Genomic DNA, 15402 nt, shown 5'->3' on the forward strand with positions numbered 1-15402 from the left:
AGACGTAACAACCCGATATCCCATGATGCTTCCTTAAATCGACGCTCCTACATCATGGTCCAAAAATATTCGACCACAACACGGCAGCTCCTACGGTAAAAGCAAATACCGCGTAGGAGCTGCCGGAGGCTGCGATCTTTTCAATCGGGCATCAATAGCCCCGCGCGAAATCCACTTCTCCGCGCAACGTTTCGCCCGCCTGATACGCCCGCAGATTCTCGAGAAACAACTGCACCATCATCGACGGTGAGGTGGGTGCCGAGCTGTGGCCGGTCAGCAGCAAGCCCCAGGCGGTCCAGAACGGATGACGCTGCGGCAACGGTTCCTGACGGCAGACGTCAATCACCGCACCCGCCAGATGCCCTTCCTTCAAGGCCTCCACCAGGTCCGCATCGACCACGGCCACGCCGCGTCCGACGTTGATGAACAAGCCAGTCGACTTGAACTGCTTGAACAGCGCGGCGTTGTACAGATCGTGAGTGTTTGGCGTATTCGGCAGCAGGTTGACCACGTAATCGACCTCACCAACCAAGCGGCCCAAGTCTTCCAGCCCCGCGACTTCAATAAACGGCGCCTGCTCACGCGGCTCGCTGGCGATGCCGTACAACTTGACGCCGAAAGGCACCAGGAACTGCGCCACGCTCTGGCCGATGTCGCCGGCACCGACGATCAGCACCTTGCGCCCCGCCAGGCTCTGGCCCAGGCGGTTGTCCCACTTGCGCTCGACCTGGCTGACCAGCCGCGCCAGCACTTCGCGTTCATGGCCCAGCATGTAGGTCAGCACGTATTCAGCCATGACCTGACCGAAAATCCCCACCGCACGGGTCAGCCGGTAGTGGCGTGGCAAGCCGTCGGCGAGCAACGGCGTAATACCGGCCCAGGTCGATTGCAACCATTGAGGCTCGTGACCTTGACGCAGCAGCGTCGCCAACAGGTCCGGTTGACCGAGCCAGATCGGGCAGTCGGCGGCCAGGCTGGCCAGTTCAGCAGAGTCGCCGCTGGTCAGCACTTGCAGCTCAGGCGCGGCCTGACGCAACAGTTGGGCATACACAGCGTGGTCGTGTTCAGCAATCAGAACGCGCATGGTTCAAACCTTCAAAAACAGTGCACAAGACCGCAGAAGGAGTGTTTCTCCCTCGCTCGCGGCCCTCGCCAAAATAATCAATTCCATTATTTCAAGGGACTCTGGACAGAGCCCCTACAGATATCCGTCAAATCGGATCATTACGTCGTAGCAGCTCTTCCGGCAAGTGCTCGATGTACTCGTCTTCAGCTGGCGGCATTTGCAGGTGATAGCCTTGCTTGTCGAGGTTTTCCAGGACCAGCGTAATGTCTTCGCGCGAGAGCTTGCGCTCAGGGGTCAACACCAGGTCGAAGGCGTGATGCGGTTTGCCGAAGGCCAGTAGCAGGTTTTCCGGAACGCGCTCCAGTGCATCGCTTTTGAGCACGTAGAGGTACATCTCGTTTTTCTTCAGGCTTCGGTAGATAGAGCAAATACGTTTCAAGGCTGTTCTCCGGCAGTGGCCAGGCTGTCGAGCAGCGCCTGGCCCATCAACTCGCGGCGCCAGCCACGCAGCGAATCAGGCAATTGGTAAGGGCCCTCGGGGAAACCGCTCTTGAGCAAGGCTTCCAGGGTTTTCTTGCGCAGCATCAGTTCCGGGGCCATGTTCAAACGTTCAGCTTCGGCCTGACCCAGCGCCCGCAGACGCTTGACCAATGCCGCAGCTTCTATCGGCAACGGCTCCGGCACTGCTGGCGGCCATTGGTCCGGCGAGACACTGCCCGCCTGTTTGATCAAACCCAGCAAAAACTCACCGTCCTGACGCACGGTGCGCGGGTGCATGTCTTCAATTTTCGCCAATGCGCCGAGATTGTCCGGCTGGGTTCGTGCCAGCGGCCACAACGAATGCTCACGCACGATGCGGTTGCGCGGCAGATCGCGGGCGCGGGCTTCGCGCTCGCGCCAGGCGCAGAGTTCACGCAGTACGGCGAGTTGCGCGCGGGACAGTTTCCAGGCCAGCTTGGCCTCGCGATAAACCTCGTAAGGGTCGACTTCGCGGCGCAGGTTGGCCACCAGTTCGGCGCCATCTTCCAGGACCCAGGCGTACTTGTCGTCTGACAGCTTCGGCCGCAGACGGACGAAAACCTCCGCCAGATGCAACGCATCTTCGGCGGCGTAGCTGATCTGGGTGTCCGAAAGCGGACGCTGCAGCCAGTCGGAACGGGTCTCGCCCTTGGGCAGCTCGATGCCGAGCACCTCCGACACCAGACGCGAGTAGCCCATGGAGAAACCCAGGTTCAGGTAGGCCGCAGCCAGTTGCGTATCGAACAACGGCGTTGGCAGGCTGCCGGTCAAACGCAACAGGACTTCGAGGTCTTCGCTGCAGGCGTGCACCACTTTGACCACTGCCGGGTTTTCCAGCAATTGGGCCAGGGGCTGCCAGTTGTCGATCGTCAAAGGATCAATCAGGTAAGCACGCACGCCATCGCCAATCTGCAACAGGCCGGCGATCGGGTAAAAGGTGTCGACACGCATGAATTCGGTGTCGAGGGCGACGAACGGCAACTGCTGCCATTGGGCGCAAAACTGACCCAGGCTATCGTTGTCGCGAATCCAGTGAATATCGATGGCCACACGGCTCTCCCTTGAAGAATGGCGCGCAGTATATATCGCCCCCGGCGATTTCCGCGCACTGACTGAGCAAGAGCTTGAGCGAAAACACCCGCAGCACACCAATAATAGTGGCTAGTCGGCTTTATGCAGCACGTAGACTCGCGGCAGGTCACTGCCGGGCAGCGTGTCCAGATATTTGAGAATCTTGAAACCCGCTTGCCGGAACTCTGCCTCAAGCTCGGCCCGGGTGGCCAGCTGACGCGGCTCTGGATCCTCGCCAAACCGCGCACGCAGCGTGAAATAACCGTCGAGCTGTACTGACACAATCAGCGTGTCACGACTGACGCGATGGAACTCACGCAGTATCGCCAAGCGGTGCTCACTGTGTTCGATGTGCTGAAACAACCGCATGCAAAAAATGCAGTCCACAGCGTTTTCCGGCAAACCAATGGTGAATGCCGAGCTCTGAAAGGTTTTGACGCGCTTGAGCAGCTCAGCCGGATGGTGAGTCTGGGCGTGGTTGAGCATTTCCTGGGACGGATCGCTGGCGAGTATCACCCGGTTGGCGTGCTCGGCCAGTACCGGCCAGTTGCCGCCTGCCCCGCAGGCCACATCGAGAATCAGACCCGGCTCGCCGGCCACCTTGAGTGCGCGCCGCACCAGTCGCTTGCCACGCCACTGCAAAAACCGCTGCACCAGCCCACGGGGATGCGGCTGGAGGCAGACTCGAGCGTGCTCCTGATCGTAGCGTCGAGCAAATTCGTGCTCGACTGAGGAGGGTGGTTGCGCAGACATAACTGGCGACTCTTGATAAAGGGAACGACTTACTGGCGACAGGTTATCAAGCGCCGCGTGAAAAAAAGGTTTAATGACGATGCAGGCTCTAGCCTGCTGCTTTCGCTATCACGCCTGGTGAAAATACCAGCGCCAGTCCTGCTCCCCGACCTCCCCCATGAACTGCCGGTACTCGGCGCGTTTCACGCTCAGATAAACCCCAAGGAATTCCCCGCCGAACGCATCACGTGCCCAGGCTGAACCTTCCAGCGCGCGCAAGGTGGTCAGCCAGTCGGTCGGCAGCAACTCGGTGGCCTGGGCGTAACCATTGCCTTCGACCGGTGCGCCGGGGTCGCGCTGTTCGCGAATGCCGCGATGGATACCGGCCAGAATCGCTGCGGCCGCCAGATAAGGGTTGGCGTCAGCGCCACAGATGCGGTGTTCGATGTGCCGGGAAAACGCCGGTCCACCCGGCACTCGCAGGCTAACGGTGCGGTTGTCCACGCCCCAGGTCGCGGCCAGCGGCGCGTAGCTGTTGGTCTGGAAACGCCGATAGGAGTTGGCATTGGGGCAGAACATCAGCAATGAATCGAGCAAGGTGCTGAGCATGCCGCCAACCGCGTGTTTGAGCAGTGGCGTGCCGTCCGGCGCTTCGCTGGCAAACAGGTTGTTGCCGTCCCTGTCCGCCAGGCTGACGTGCATGTGCATGCCGGTGCCCGCCAGGTCATCAAAGGGTTTGGCCATAAAACACGCGACCATCCCGTGCTTGTGCGCCACGCCTTTGACCAACCGTTTGTAGCGCACCGCTTCGTCCATCGCTTGCAACGCATCGCTGCGGTGTTCGAGGGTGATTTCTACCTGACCCGGGGCATACTCGGAAATCGCCGTGCGTGCCGGAATGCCCTGGAGTTTGCAGGCCGCGTAGAGGTCGGCGAGGAACGGTTCGATCTGTTCCAGTTCACGCAAACCGTAGACCTGGGTCGTCCGTGGTCGTCCACCGTCGACATCTCGTGCCGGTTGTGGACGACCGTTACTGTCGCGCTGCTGGTCGAGCAGGTAAAACTCCAGCTCCGCCGCCATCACCGGGTAATAACCGTCAGCCTTGAGCCCGTCGATGACCTTGGCCAGCAAATGCCGCGGATCGGCCACGGTCGCCGGCATGCCCTCCTCCGGGTGCATGCTGACTTGCACCGCCGCCATCGGAATCTGCCGCCACGGCATGCGCTGCAAACTGCCACTGACCGGATAGGCGCGGCAATCAATGTCACCGACCTCCCAGACCAGCCCGGAGTTTTCCACGTCCTCGCCATTGATGGTCAGCCCGAGAATGGTGCTCGGCAGTGGCCGACCGCTTTCATAGACCGCCAGCAACTCATCGCGATGGAGCAACTTGCCTCGTGGCACACCGTTATTGTCGAGGATGAACAACTCGAACATCTCGATATCCGGGTTGAGCTCAAGAAAGGTCAGGGCTTCTTGCTTCGAGGCAAAAGGGGTTGTACTCATGGGAACTCTCGTATTTCCGCGTCAGGCAAACGCGCAGGCGCTGCCGATTGAATCCATCGCCGACGGCGTGGATTTGTATGAAACTCAACGGGAAATGCGGGCATCCGGTGGGCGTGCGTGGCGACAATGCCACAGCGCCCAAAAGGCTAACTCAGATGGAAGTGCAGACAGGTTCAGAGCGGTGGCGGGCATAAATCGACGCCGATGCTGACGGCATGACGCATGAGCGCCAGGCGAAGCCTCGGGGTGAGTGTCGACTGAGTAACCGTCCATAGAAAAAACCGCAGAACACAGAGGCTGAGCAGCGTCACATGCGGCGATAAGTCGTTAAATCCAGACTTGAAGAACCTTGGGTGCAGATTGGCTAAACATACATCGCGCAACGGTTTCACTCTTGCACCATCGCACCTGACTACAAATACTGACGCCGACCGCCTTTCATCCACTGATAACACTCAAGGACGACCCCATGAAAGCACGTTTACTGCTCTGCTCCTTGCTCACGCTCAGTGCCCAAGCCTATGCCCAGAATACGCCGTCGCACCTGGACCAGGTGATTGAGCGGGGTCACCTGAAAGTCTGTACCACCGGCGATTACAAGCCTTACACCTACCTGCGCGCAGAGGGAGGGTACGAAGGGATCGATATCGCCATGGCCCAATCCCTGGCGAAAAGTTTGAATGTTGACGTGCAATGGGTCCCCACCAGTTGGAAGAATCTGATGACGGACTTTCTGGCCAACCGCTGCGACATCGGCATGGGCGGTATTTCGGTTTCACTGGAGCGGCAGAAGAAGGCCTTTTTCAGCGACACGCTGGGCGTCGACGGAAAAATCCCACTGGTGCGTTGCGAAGATAAACAACGCTATCAAACCGTCGAACAGATCAACCAGTCCTCGGTGCGGCTGATCGAGCCGGCCGGAGGTACCAACGAAATATTTGCCCGCACTCACCTGCCCAACGCCAAGCTGACCCTGTTCCCGGACAACGTAACGATTTTCGAGCAACTGCTGGAAAACAAGGCCGACGTGATGATCACCGACGCCTCTGAAGCGCGGTATCAGCAAAAGCTCAAACCCGGTTTGTGTGCGGTCAATCCTGAGCAGTACTTGCAGTACAGCGAGAAAGCCTACTTGCTCCCTCGCGATGATATGGCCTGGAAAGGTTATGTAGATCAGTGGCTGCACCTGAGCAAAGTCACGGGTGCCTATGATGCGGTGCTCGCGCAGTGGTTGGCCGTCCCCGGTCACTGAGCACTGGCCAGCGCCCTGAATGCTTCACTTGCCGCACTTCGATAAGCGCCCTTGCGACTGAGCAGCGCCACCGTACGTTGTGGCAACGCCGGATGCAGCGCCAACGGTCGCAACCCTGGCAGCTCACGGGCGATGGCCTCGGGGAGAATCGTCGCCAACGATCCACGACGAACAATTTCGACAATCGCACTGATGGAGTTGGCTTCGATGGCGATGCGCGGCGCTATGCCCTGCTGTCGGCAGTACAGGTCGATATGTTGACGGGTCGCAAAATCGCCACTGAGCAGCACCAGCGACTGCTCGCCCAACGCCTGGGCATCGACTGATTGCTGCCGGACAAACCCTGGATGCGCCTCGCTGACCACCAGGCTCAAGGTTTCGGCAAACAATGGCTGGCTGTCGATGTCCGCCAGATGACTGCCGGTGAACGCGATGCCAATGTCCAGTCGGTCTTCGGCGAGTGCGGCCTCGATATGGTCCTGGGTCATTTCCTCGACACTCAGGTTAATGCCCGGATAAAGACTGTTGAAACGCGCCAGCAACGAGCCGATCAGATAAGCGGTGAAGGTTGGCGTCATAGCCAACCGTAACGAACCGCGTGTCAGATCCTGCACATCGTGCATCGCCCGTTTGGCCGCCTCCAGGTCCTGCAAGGCCAGCCGCGCATAACGCACATACGCCTCACCGGCATCGGTCAATCGCACCGTGCGCCCGGAGCGATCGAACAGCGGCGCACCGAGCGAATCCTCCAGTTGCTTGATCTGCTGCGACAGCGTTGGTTGCGAGACATGCAGTGCCTCGGCTGCCCGAGTGAAGTTGCAGTGTTCGGCGACCGCGAGCAGGTAGCGAATATGGCGTAACAGCATGGCACTCCAACTATAGGCATGACTTATTGAAACGATAATAAGCCGGTCTTGGACGCTATAGCTGAAAACTTTCATCCTTGCCCCATCAACGACGCAAGGAGAACACGCCATGCAAGACATCATCGACGGCTTCCTGAAGTTTCAACGCGATGCATTCCCGGAACGCAGCGAACTGTTCAAGCAACTCGCCACCACCCAAAGCCCTGGCACATTGTTTGTCACCTGTTCCGACAGCCGCGTAGTCCCAGAACTGCTGACCCAGCAAGAACCCGGCGACATGTTCGTCATCCGCAACGCCGGCAATATCGTGCCGTCCTACGGCCCGGAGCCGGGCGGTGTGTCGGCCACAGTTGAATATGCCGTCGCCGTGCTGGGGGTCAGCGACATTGTGATCTGCGGACACTCCGATTGCGGCGCAATGACCGCCATCTCGACCTGCAAATGCCTTGATCACCTGCCCGCCGTCGCCAACTGGTTGCGTCATGCAGAGTCGGCCAAGGTGGTCAACGCGGCCCGCATTCATGCGTCGGCTGAAGCTCGCCTGGACTCGCTGGTTCGGGAAAACGTAGTCGCCCAACTGGCTAACCTCAAAACCCACCCTTCAGTTGCACTGGCCCTGGAACAGGGTCGCCTGAACCTGCACGGCTGGGTCTACGACATCGAAAGCGGTTCGATCGCCGCGCTGGACGAGACTACCCAGCGCTTCGTCTCGCTCGCCGAACACCCGACGACCTGTGCGCTGACCCGCAAACAGCCACACGCCGCCTGACCCACATTTCTTACGTAACGAAAGAGGAAATCACCATGCTGCAATCTCAATTCGCTCAAGCCCCACGCCTGGCCCTCGCCGACACCATCATCGATGCCAAGGCACGTAAAAACCTCTCGTGGCAGGACCTCACCGATGGCACCGGCCTGAGCCTGGCGTTTGTCACCGCCGCCCTGCTTGGCCAGCACCCGCTGCCGGCTAACGCGGCCGAGGTGGTCTGCGCCAAACTCGGTCTGGACCAGGACGCCAGTCGTCTACTGCAAAGCGTGCCCCTGCGCGGCAGCATCCAGGGCGGCATTCCGACCGACCCGACCGTCTACCGCTTCTATGAAATGCTGCAAGTGTACGGTTCGACCTTGAAGGCGTTGGTCCATGAGCAGTTCGGCGACGGCATCATCAGCGCCATCAACTTCAAACTGGACATCAAGAAAGTCGAAGATCCGGACGGCGGCTCCCGTGCGGTGATCACCCTGGATGGTAAATACCTGCCAACCAAACCGTTCTGATAGCCACAGAGATCGCGGCTCCCACGGGGGGCTGCGATTTTTCATGCAACCCTGGGGACCGGCGGGACAGACGTCGTATCCATTACAGTTTCTGTCCCACACTTGTCCGTGAATAATCCTACGGGCCATTCTCCTAGGACGATCGTTCCGTTAGCATCACTCGCACACGTTTGCGCACAACTTGCGCAACGAGCGGAGTGAGACAGTACGGATGCTGAACAGTAACTTGCTTAGAAAGCTCGACATGCAGGACCTCATGGTGTTCATCGCCGTGTATGAGCAAAGCAGCGTCACCGGTGTGTCTGAAGCGCTGTTCGTCAGCCAGTCCACGGTGAGTTACTGCCTGAAGAAGCTGCGCACCAGTTTCGAGGACGAGTTGTTTATCAATACTCGCACCGGTATGCGCCCAACCTACAAAGCCAGCACCATGTACGCACACGTGCTGAAGATTCTCGAAAGCATCAACCTGTGCCATGCCGGCGTTCAGGCGTTCGACCCAACGCGGCAAGCCGTGACCTTCAACATCTGTGCACCGGAATACTTCGAACAACTGATCCTGCCGCGGCTATTGAAGAACTTCGATTTCGCCGACCTGCCGGTGATCGTCAATGTGCACAAACTCGAAACCGACATCCCCGCCGAAGAGCTGCGCGATGGCAGCCTCGACCTGGTGATTTGCTTCGGTCCGAACTTTCATCGCAGCCACAGTGACTTCAGATCCCAGGTGTTGCTTGAGGACGATCTGGTGTGCGTTTTCGATAAACGGGCGACGCCGCTGGAACCGCGCATCAGCCTGAAAGCCTACGTCGAACGCCGACACGTGTTCCCCACGCCATGGACCTCCACCACCAACATGGTCGACGGCTGGCTCACCCAACAGGCACAGAAACGCCAGATCGTCGCGCGCGCCAACAGCTATAGCGCTGCGCTCAAGTTGATCACCGGTACTGACTTCATCCTGACCGTGCCCCGACGTATCCAGCACCTGCTGGCCAAAGACTCGGTCTTCAGCCATTGCGAAGCACCCAACGGCGTACCGGGATTCACCCTCGACATGCAGTGGAGTCAAACCAGCGAGCTGGACAGCGCCAACACCTGGCTACGCGAGCAAGTGGTCAAGGCCTGTGCGGAACAGGGTTTTCTCTGAGGGTCAGCGCACAGTGTGTCAGTGGCTGATGGCAGTCTTGGCGTAGGAATCGCGATCAATATCCAGAATCTCGACGCACAGTTGCACATCGACACTGGCGGGCCATTCACATAGATCCTGCAACACCGCCAGCAGGCTTTCGGACAATTGTTTCTTGATCGCTGGCGAGCGCCCGCTCAGCAAGGCCAGCTTTACATGCACAAAACCACGCTCGCCCAACCCGGTACCGACCCGGAATGCGCCGACCTGCACTGCACGGCTCTTGATATCAAACTCCGCAGAAAACTGCCCGGACGCCACCAATGTGTTGTTGAAGCGCAACAACGCCACGTCGGCATTGAGGTCCGGCAGGTTGGCGGTGTATTCCATGTGCAGGTGAGGCATTGAGTGCTCCTGAAGGATTGAACGAAGGGTCGTAGATATACCATAGAGCAGCCCTGCCCTTCCCCGCGAGAACATCGGGTGTGTCAATGTTCCTGCGCCAGGAGCGACTCGCGCAGTGCCAGCGTTTCCCAAGCCGCCACCAGAATCATCACTGCGGTCGTCAGCCCGCCCAGCAGCAACGCTGAAAACTGCTGATTCAGTGCGGCCGGCAACAGCGTGAGCAGCAACGCCAGACCCACGAGATGAGACAACGGCGGCAAAATCCGATCAGCCATTACCCACTTGAACAGCGCGCACCCCAGCAAGAACAGCCAGGGCCCGGCGACGATCACGATGATCCCGGCATCGCTCGCATGCTCCGGGTGCACCAGCACCAGCTCATCGGCCACCGCACTGACGATGATCCCGGCAACGATCAAGACATGCAGGTAGGTGTAGGCAATCCGCGCCTGCCGCCCGGGGTCGCTGGAGTGTGCGATCCGATGATGAGCACGCTCGGCACCGCTGTCGAAATACACCCACCACATGGCCACGCTGCCCAGCACGGCAATCAGAAACCCCGTCAGCGCCGGCCAATTCAAAACCAGATCGGCGAAGGTCGCCCCGGTCACCAGCAGCGATTCGCCCAGGGCAATGATCACGAACAAACCACAGCGTTCGGCCATGTGATTGCCCTCGACGTTCCAGTCGGCCAGCGTTGAACGGCCGAGCCCCGGCACCCAGAAGTACAACGACGGCGAGATCAGCTCGATCAGTAACGCCAGCGCCCAGCAGGCCAGGCGTTGATCGCCTTCAAGCAACGCACCGCTGACCCAGAACACCCCGGACAGCACCATCCACGCCAGAATCCGCTGGAAGTTGCGGGTCATGTTCAGGGGCTCGCCGCGCACCGCCCAGATCGCGAACAGCGTGCGGCCGACCTGCATGAAGACAAAGGCTGCGGCGAACATCAATCCACGGTCGGTAAAGGCCTTGGGAATCGACGACGACAGCAACAGGCCGGCAACCATCAAACCGAACAGACCGAGGCGGATCGGCAACTTTTCAGGGTCGAGCCAGTTGGTCACCCAGGAGGTGAAGATCCACACCCACCACACCGCCACCATCATCAACGCGACCTGCACCGCGCCGGCGATTGTCAGGTGCGCAAGCAAGGAGTGGGAAAGCTGGGTGACGGCGAACACGAACACCAGATCAAAAAACAGCTCGATCATGCCGACCTTGCCACTGTCGTGGCTACCACGCCCACGCAACAGAGAACGGGAACTGCTCATGGGGTGAGTCTCCGGTGAGTCATCGGGAAAACACTTACAACAAAACAGCACAATGCAGAGCAAGCAAGCCGTCACCGGTGACCGTCAGAGCAAACTGTCGCTCTGTATTCCGGACACACCGTGCTCACTCATAAAGGCTTCGAGCCGTGCGCGCAGCCAGCGTTCGGCGGGGTCGGTATCAACGTGACTCAGCCAGACCATGGACAGGTCCAGGGTCGGCGTCTTGAACGGGAACGGCTCCTTGAACAACAGACCCAAGGCGGCCATCGCCGCTGCCGTGTAGTCCGGCAGGCTGGCAATCAGATCGGTCCCCGCGAGCAGGGCCGGCAAGGCACTGTATTGCGGCACCGAGAGCACCACCTGGCGCTTGCGACCGATCTCGGCGAGCCACTCATCGGCAAAACCGCTGACATTCGCCGTATGCGAGACCAGCACATGGGGCCGCGAACAGTATTCGTCGAGGGTCAGTGGTGTATCGGAGGCATCGGCGCGCAGTATGCAGGGCTGAATGTGCCGCAGCAGTTTGCGCTTGGCATTGGCCGGCAGGCCGCGGGTCTGACTGATCCCGACCGTGATGTCACCGGATGCCAGCAAGTCCGGAATTCGCCAGTAATCGACATGCTGAACCACGAACACCACTTGCGGTGCTTCCTGACGCAAGGCACGCAACAGGGGCGGCAGCAATCCGAATTCGACGTCATCGGACAAACCGATGCGAAAGGTCATGGTGCTACTGGCGGGATCGAAGTCGCGGGTCAGGCTCAATGCAGAGGACAACGCATCCAGCGCCGGCGAGAGGTGCTGAATGAGCTCTTCGGCCCGCGCCGTCGGCTCCATGCGGTGGCCGACCCGGATAAACAGCGGGTCATTGAACATCGCGCGCAAACGGTTGAGTGCCGAGCTGATGGTCGGTTGCCCGAGAAACAGCTTCTCCGCCACCCGCGTCACGTTGCGCTCAAGCATCAGCGTCTCGAACACCACCATCAAATTGATGTCGGCCTTGCGCAGTTCATTGCGATTCATCTGCTGCCCCCGGTCCCAAAGACTGGGAGCAGTGTAGAAAGGCCTGGGGGCTGGCGTCTATCGGCATGAGCGCCGCACGTGAACGACGGCCGCGGCGGCTTACTGTACGGTCAGCGACTTCATCCCCAGGCCCATTACGCGCCGATCTTCCCCAAGCCCCAATTGTTGAGGGCTGATCGCGTCGGGTAACTGCACATGAACACGCATCAGCGTGTCCCGGGCGATAGCTTCGTGGATGGTCGCAGTGAGTGGAATTTCGATGCGATTGCCCTGAAGCTGGGTCAGATGTGTCGAAAGGGCTTGTACGCCGTTGATCGTAAAAACCGCGTCCTGACTGAGATGCATCGGCAGCACGAAGGCCAGTGCCTCGATCACGATGGATTGAGCCTGAGGCGGAACCCGGAGCAGGATGTCGGCCTCCCGTCCTTCAGACCAGGTGCCCCAGGTTTCCGGAGTCGACCAGCCTTGGACCAGATGATGGGTTTTGTAGTTGAACAGTTGTCGCTGCCCAAGCTTGATCAAGGGCACCAACTGCATCGAACGCCCTTCGTCCGCGACCGGAAGGCATTGAGCGCATTGCTTCCAGCCCGGCGCAAGCACCACCAGACCGTCGATGCGCACCAGCAGATCGGTCTCGCTGTGGACATTTTTCACCGCCTCGAGCATGGCGTTTTCATCAAGGATATACAGCGAGTCAGGGTCGTACTGCCCTGTCTCGAGCATCCGTTTGGCATTTTGCTGAGCGTGCTCAAGCGCCGTCGAACTCATCCGCCCGAGATAAACGGTGTCCGTTTTCAGACCATGGGTCGCGGCGTAGTTGGCTACAGGGAGCCAGGTATCCGACTGATTCTGCGGTTGCAAAGAGCGAATGTTCGCGTAGTGGGAAGCTGCGCTGGCCCAGAACGGGTCACGCAAGGTTGTCGACCACTCGGTGGCCGGTGTCATCATCCTGCTTTGCCGCAGTCCCGCCCAACCGTTTCGGGTATCCACCACCTGAACAAACAAGGCCAACGCCAGCAGACACACCGCCGTGCGCGGCCGGTTACCACGCACCACGAGGAAAATGACCGCAAACACAATGACGTAGAAAACCGGCCAGAACATCCGTCCCGACGCCCGGAAGATATTCGCCAACTTGACGATTATCCCCGGCAGCGGGTAATGAACATTGAGCAGACCGATACCAATCTCGTTCGAGAGCGCAAACAGCGTCAGACCCATCAGCGCCAACAATAGAATCGGCAGACGGCGTACCGCACTGCCGAAGTCCGTTGTACGTCGCAGCAGCACGACGACGGCGCAGATCGCCAGTAACAGCGTCCCCAACCCGAGGTAGTTGAAACCTTCGTAATCCCCACTGGCCTCCGGCAGGTCCGGCAGTATCGAAGACCAGCCGCTGGAATCAATCACTGACAACAGGTTCATGCGGTAAAGGCCAAAGCCACCGGAAGCCATACCGTCAGCGATACTGAAATAACCTGCCTGCCAGCAGCACAGACTCACCAGCAAAAACAGCACGAGCAACTCGATAAATGCTGTGCGCCGCGTCATCTGGCCTTTACGGGTTCTGCCCGCAAGATCGGCTACCCAGATCAAGGCAACCATCGCCAGCAAGTAAGCGTGCACCAGGGCCGTGGCGGCCAGCAGCGAGCCCCAGGCCAATCGACGTTTCTGCACGCCGGGATGCAGTGCCAGGTAGAGCGCGGCAAGGATCAGAAAATGGCCAGCGAGGGACAGATGCCCGCCCATGCGCAAGAACATCGGCGGCGAAAACAGAAACAGGCCTGCACCCAGCAGCCTGAGTATGACACTTGGCGTCACCAGCCCGAGTAACTTCCAGGCAAACCAGGCTTGCAGAACAAAACACGTCAACAGCCAGATACCGAAATACTGAAACGTCTCGGGAAGTAATGAACTGAAGGGTTTGAACAACAATGCCAGCAGCGGATTGGAGTCAGAGAAGATGATCGCGCTGCCCAGTTCCAAGCCATAGGACGGGTTAAGTCCGAGCGGAAATGTCCATGGGGAGTGTCGGAAGAACACCCACCCCAAGTAATGCGTCGCCGGATCGCCACTCTCCAGCCAGGCAATGTTTTGCGGGTCCAGCGCCCGAGGCCCGATCACCATGAAAAACGCCACCACGCCCATTAACAGGGGCAGTAATGCGACCGCCCAATGCTTGCCCGAAGCCTTCATCGATACGTCCAGAAGTTATGCAGCACAAAGGTGAAGGCCGGAATGGTCAGCGCCACCGCGCCGATCCCCAGCAAATAATGAAGCCCAGCCATTTGCGCGGCCCAGGCCACTACCATTGCCAGCAATAAACCGGCGCCCGAGACCGCCATGAAGCGCATCAGTGTTCGGCCGTGCAGTCGGCTGGAAAAGCTCCAGGTCGTGTTGATCACATAAGAAACGACAGTCGCCACAGCGAATGCCACGCCATTAGCCAAGGGCGGCATCGCCAGCACATAGTTAATGAACAGCACGGCAATGACCGCGTGAAGCGCCGTGACAAACAGGCCAGTCACGGCAAAACGCAGGCCACGCTTGATCAGGGCTGACTTTTCGGCTGACGTCACGGCTTCTGAGCCAGGACAAACACCGTCAGACCCGCCAGGCGGTTAACCCCCATGAAGGGAAGCTCGATGCTGCACAACGTCTTGAGCAACCTATTGACCAGCGGATGATGCTGCTTGAGTTGCGAACGCGACGGCGAAGGTTGTGCGCCTTTGGGCGATAGCCGCAGCATCGCCGCAATCGGGAACACCGCACCGAAAAAGTAGGTCCCCTGCTTCACCGTCAACCCGGCGTCCCTGACCACCGTCTCCAGTTGCGGCAAGGTGTAGCGACGCTTGTGTTCGAGAAAGTCATCGTGCCCGCTCCAGAGAAACTGGAACGCCGGCACTGTCATCAGGAAACGGCTACCGGACGGGACTTTATCGACGTAGGCCTTGAGCAACCCGACGTCGTCATCGACATGCTCCAGCACGTCCATCAACAGCACCAGATCGGCGTCCACCGAATCGATCGAACGACGGTAGTGCACCGGTTTACCGGCGGTTGTAGCGTCCGAGTCCGCATCGTAACTGATGTCCACGCACCAGGCTTCGGTGGCAGCTGTCTGGGTCAGCAGATGGTGGGAAAAAAATCCGGACCCGGCGCCTACGTCGAGAATCCTTTCGACTGGGGTGTTGCCCAGCAGGCGAGTCGTCGCCGCCGCTTTTGAACAGTAATACCAGTGCTGGTCGATGCTCGAACCGAGGATGTCGGTTTCCTTGAGATCCATG

Annotated in this window: 16 protein-coding genes; 4 read left to right on the forward strand and 12 right to left on the reverse strand. The window is 59.4% G+C overall.

Annotation, left to right across the window (positions count from 1 at the left end; all coding sequences use genetic code 11):
* Positions 1-151: 151 nt before the first annotated feature.
* The 5 genes from ACIPIN_RS09120 to ACIPIN_RS09140 form a co-directional block, all read right to left on the reverse strand.
* Positions 152-1084, reverse strand: coding sequence for a D-2-hydroxyacid dehydrogenase (locus ACIPIN_RS09120; protein ID WP_401117669.1), 933 nt, complete (start codon positions 1082-1084; stop codon positions 152-154).
* Between the two features lie 127 nt (positions 1085-1211).
* The gene (locus ACIPIN_RS09125; RefSeq protein WP_123427995.1) at positions 1212-1505 is read right to left on the reverse strand and encodes a YcgL domain-containing protein; all 294 of its coding nucleotides are present in this window, start codon (positions 1503-1505) and stop codon (positions 1212-1214) included.
* Entirely contained in the window at positions 1502-2635 is a 1134-nt protein-coding gene (gene rnd, locus ACIPIN_RS09130) for a ribonuclease D (RefSeq protein WP_401117671.1), read from the reverse strand. Before rnd ends, ACIPIN_RS09125 begins: the two co-directional genes overlap by 4 nt.
* Positions 2636-2746: 111 nt before the next feature.
* Positions 2747-3409 carry a class I SAM-dependent methyltransferase gene (locus ACIPIN_RS09135; protein ID WP_401117673.1) on the reverse strand — a complete coding sequence of 221 codons (663 nt, stop codon included), beginning with the start codon at positions 3407-3409 and terminating at the stop codon, positions 2747-2749.
* A gap of 108 nt (positions 3410-3517) precedes the next feature.
* Positions 3518-4894, reverse strand: coding sequence for a glutamine synthetase family protein (locus ACIPIN_RS09140; RefSeq protein ID WP_401117675.1), 1377 nt, complete (start codon positions 4892-4894; stop codon positions 3518-3520).
* Between the two features lie 469 nt (positions 4895-5363).
* On the opposite strand from ACIPIN_RS09140, the gene ACIPIN_RS09145 reads away from it, so the two are divergent.
* A complete protein-coding gene (locus ACIPIN_RS09145; RefSeq protein WP_401117677.1) occupies positions 5364-6146 on the forward strand; it encodes a transporter substrate-binding domain-containing protein in 783 nt (260 codons plus the stop codon).
* Here the strand turns inward: ACIPIN_RS09145 and cynR are convergent.
* A complete protein-coding gene (cynR, locus tag ACIPIN_RS09150; RefSeq protein ID WP_401117679.1) occupies positions 6140-7012 on the reverse strand; it encodes a transcriptional regulator CynR in 873 nt (290 codons plus the stop codon). The two genes, ACIPIN_RS09145 and cynR, sit on opposite strands and share 7 nt — an antisense overlap.
* A 109-nt stretch (positions 7013-7121) precedes the next feature.
* Between cynR and ACIPIN_RS09155 the strand changes: the two genes are divergently transcribed.
* From ACIPIN_RS09155 to ACIPIN_RS09165, 3 genes are all read left to right on the forward strand, one after another.
* The gene (locus ACIPIN_RS09155; protein ID WP_401117681.1) at positions 7122-7781 is read left to right on the forward strand and encodes a carbonic anhydrase; all 660 of its coding nucleotides are present in this window, start codon (positions 7122-7124) and stop codon (positions 7779-7781) included.
* Between the two features lie 35 nt (positions 7782-7816).
* Complete coding sequence (gene cynS / locus ACIPIN_RS09160; protein ID WP_401117683.1) at positions 7817-8287, forward strand: cyanase; 471 nt, start codon at positions 7817-7819, stop codon at positions 8285-8287.
* Between the two features lie 211 nt (positions 8288-8498).
* Positions 8499-9434 carry a LysR substrate-binding domain-containing protein gene (locus tag ACIPIN_RS09165; RefSeq protein ID WP_401117685.1) on the forward strand — a complete coding sequence of 312 codons (936 nt, stop codon included), beginning with the start codon at positions 8499-8501 and terminating at the stop codon, positions 9432-9434.
* Between the two features lie 18 nt (positions 9435-9452).
* Here the strand turns inward: ACIPIN_RS09165 and ACIPIN_RS09170 are convergent, their stop codons facing one another.
* The 6 genes from ACIPIN_RS09170 to ACIPIN_RS09195 form a co-directional block, all read right to left on the reverse strand.
* Entirely contained in the window at positions 9453-9818 is a 366-nt protein-coding gene (locus ACIPIN_RS09170; protein WP_401117687.1) for a 5-carboxymethyl-2-hydroxymuconate Delta-isomerase, read from the reverse strand.
* A gap of 83 nt (positions 9819-9901) precedes the next feature.
* Positions 9902-11092, reverse strand: coding sequence for a low temperature requirement protein A (locus ACIPIN_RS09175; protein WP_401117689.1), 1191 nt, complete (start codon positions 11090-11092; stop codon positions 9902-9904).
* A gap of 84 nt (positions 11093-11176) precedes the next feature.
* A complete protein-coding gene (locus tag ACIPIN_RS09180; RefSeq protein WP_401117691.1) occupies positions 11177-12115 on the reverse strand; it encodes a LysR substrate-binding domain-containing protein in 939 nt (312 codons plus the stop codon).
* A gap of 99 nt (positions 12116-12214) precedes the next feature.
* Entirely contained in the window at positions 12215-14311 is a 2097-nt protein-coding gene (locus ACIPIN_RS09185; protein ID WP_401117692.1) for a DUF6311 domain-containing protein, read from the reverse strand.
* Positions 14308-14694 carry a GtrA family protein gene (locus ACIPIN_RS09190; RefSeq protein ID WP_401117694.1) on the reverse strand — a complete coding sequence of 129 codons (387 nt, stop codon included), beginning with the start codon at positions 14692-14694 and terminating at the stop codon, positions 14308-14310. Before ACIPIN_RS09190 ends, ACIPIN_RS09185 begins: the two co-directional genes overlap by 4 nt.
* Complete coding sequence (locus tag ACIPIN_RS09195; protein ID WP_401117696.1) at positions 14691-15401, reverse strand: class I SAM-dependent methyltransferase; 711 nt, start codon at positions 15399-15401, stop codon at positions 14691-14693. The genes ACIPIN_RS09190 and ACIPIN_RS09195 overlap by 4 nt, the downstream gene beginning before the upstream one ends.
* Position 15402: the final 1 nt, after the last annotated feature.

It is taken from the genome of Pseudomonas sp. NPDC087697 (assembly GCF_044743155.1).
In the GTDB taxonomy this organism is placed as follows: Bacteria; Pseudomonadota; Gammaproteobacteria; order Pseudomonadales; family Pseudomonadaceae; genus Aquipseudomonas.

Coding starts and splice junctions, on each gene's coding strand:
- ACIPIN_RS09120 (WP_401117669.1), bottom strand. CDS start 1,084: ATGCGCGTTCTGATTGCTGAACACGACCACGCTGTGTATGCCCAACTG.
- ACIPIN_RS09135 (WP_401117673.1), bottom strand. CDS start 3,409: ATGTCTGCGCAACCACCCTCCTCAGTCGAGCACGAATTTGCTCGACGC.
- ACIPIN_RS09140 (WP_401117675.1), bottom strand. CDS start 4,894: ATGAGTACAACCCCTTTTGCCTCGAAGCAAGAAGCCCTGACCTTTCTT.
- ACIPIN_RS09145 (WP_401117677.1), top strand. CDS start 5,364: ATGAAAGCACGTTTACTGCTCTGCTCCTTGCTCACGCTCAGTGCCCAA.
- cynR (WP_401117679.1), bottom strand. CDS start 7,012: ATGCTGTTACGCCATATTCGCTACCTGCTCGCGGTCGCCGAACACTGC.
- ACIPIN_RS09155 (WP_401117681.1), top strand. CDS start 7,122: ATGCAAGACATCATCGACGGCTTCCTGAAGTTTCAACGCGATGCATTC.
- cynS (WP_401117683.1), top strand. CDS start 7,817: ATGCTGCAATCTCAATTCGCTCAAGCCCCACGCCTGGCCCTCGCCGAC.
- ACIPIN_RS09165 (WP_401117685.1), top strand. CDS start 8,499: ATGCTGAACAGTAACTTGCTTAGAAAGCTCGACATGCAGGACCTCATG.
- ACIPIN_RS09170 (WP_401117687.1), bottom strand. CDS start 9,818: ATGCCTCACCTGCACATGGAATACACCGCCAACCTGCCGGACCTCAAT.
- ACIPIN_RS09175 (WP_401117689.1), bottom strand. CDS start 11,092: ATGAGCAGTTCCCGTTCTCTGTTGCGTGGGCGTGGTAGCCACGACAGT.
- ACIPIN_RS09180 (WP_401117691.1), bottom strand. CDS start 12,115: ATGAATCGCAATGAACTGCGCAAGGCCGACATCAATTTGATGGTGGTG.
- ACIPIN_RS09185 (WP_401117692.1), bottom strand. CDS start 14,311: ATGAAGGCTTCGGGCAAGCATTGGGCGGTCGCATTACTGCCCCTGTTA.
- ACIPIN_RS09195 (WP_401117696.1), bottom strand. CDS start 15,401: ATGGATCTCAAGGAAACCGACATCCTCGGTTCGAGCATCGACCAGCAC.